We start from the raw sequence: 1,718 nt of genomic DNA on the forward strand, positions 1-1,718 counted from the left end.
ACTTTATCCGCAAAACTTTAAGAATAAGCTAACCTGTAAGTTAATAGGACGGTTACAAATTTTTCATCTTTTAAACTAAAATATAATTAATTAGGCTTTTCCAGATATCTAAGAGGAAGTATTAGGGTATTATTTGTTTCATTACTTTCAGAAATTATATTTTGATCATCTGCTTTTAAAAGTATATAATAATCTCCAAAAGCTAATTTGTTAAGTGATGTTCCATAAATAGTTCCGCCCACTCCGCTTACCCCTTGAGATGAAATTGGATTAACAGGAAATACTATTTGAGAAAGCTTCATATCATCTGTACTTATGTTAGTATCTTTAGATATATATACTCCAACATTAAATCCCTTGCTATCTGATGCACCCGAATTATTAATATAAGTATTAAAGGTTAGTCCTGCTCCAACTTTGTACACAATTAATTTCTTTGACCCTAAACTTGTTAGAAATGAAGAACAATCTGTACATCCACTAAATACAGTCGTACTATTAATATCAAAGCTCAAATCTGGAAGTCCCAAAGGGCAACCGTTATTTGATTTTGGGCCAGCCTGAGCTCTACAATTATCACATAAATCCAAGACACCATCTTTATCCTCATCTTTTGCAAATTGAGCAATCGTCTCTATTTGATCTGGATAGAGATTAAGATCCGGAGTGGCTATGCTAGTATCATATACATTCCTTACTACATAGTAAATTCCACCCACCTTTAAAATTACGCCAATTTTATAAGTACCCCCAAGATAAATATTTGCATTATAAGTACTCGAATTATCAGTTTCAGGTAGATTTAATATATTACAAAGTTGGTTCTCAATATTCGCTATTGACGTGCCAACTTTATACAATTTGTGATATTTCGGTACTGCACAGCCCTCATTTTCTGTAGTACCTACTTGAGATTTACATAAATCACAATAATCTATAACACCATCGTTATCCGCATCTTTATAATATTCTGTTAAAACCGTAATATTATTTGAATTGAACGTCTCATCTTCATCAGAGTGTCTATAATCAAAAGAGGAGTAGACATAATAATAATCTTCTCCAATTTTAAGAATTGATTTTTCCGGGTATTTGTGAACAACCATGATATTAGCCTTTCTCTTACCGGAAACATATCCATTTTTTATTACGGTACATAAATTATTTTGAACCTCGGTTAGACTATTTCCAATATAATATAAAACATGATACTTTTCAGACAACACTTCGCAATGGTCTATCAAACCATCGTTGTCCGTGTCTTTAGAATATTCGGTTAAAACCGTAATATTATTTGAATTGAACATCTGATCTTCATCAGAGTTCCTATAATCATAAGAAGCTGAAACATAGTAATATTCGTTGCCAATTTTAAGAACTGACTTTCCCGGATACTTGTTAACGGTCATGATATTGGCCTTTATCCTATTAGAACCAGTTTCTGCATTTTTTACTGCGGTACATAAATTATTTTGAACCTCGATTAGACTATTTCCAATATAATATAAAACATGATACTTTTCAGACAACACCTGACTCTTAACAGAAAGGATAAATAACGAAAAGAGGAAGCATAGTAAAATTTTTACTTTCATAAACTAAAATAAATGGTTAAAAAAAATTAAAGAGAGATTATTAATAATTTCTCTTTAAGAGGTTAAAAAGATGCAAATACAACTATTGAAATTATTGAAACAACATATGTGTCCTAAATAAAT

The 1,718-nt window shown here is 30.8% G+C and carries 1 protein-coding gene; it reads right to left on the minus strand.

The annotated features are described in order from the left end of the window. Positions 1 to 86: 86 nt before the first annotated feature. Entirely contained in the window at positions 87 to 1,529 is a 1,443-nt protein-coding gene (locus L950_RS25215) for a CARDB domain-containing protein (RefSeq protein ID WP_021191672.1), read from the minus strand. Positions 1,530 to 1,718: the final 189 nt, after the last annotated feature.

It is taken from the genome of Sphingobacterium sp. IITKGP-BTPF85 (assembly GCF_001006065.1).
Taxonomy (GTDB): Bacteria; Bacteroidota; Bacteroidia; order Sphingobacteriales; family Sphingobacteriaceae; genus Sphingobacterium; species Sphingobacterium anhuiense.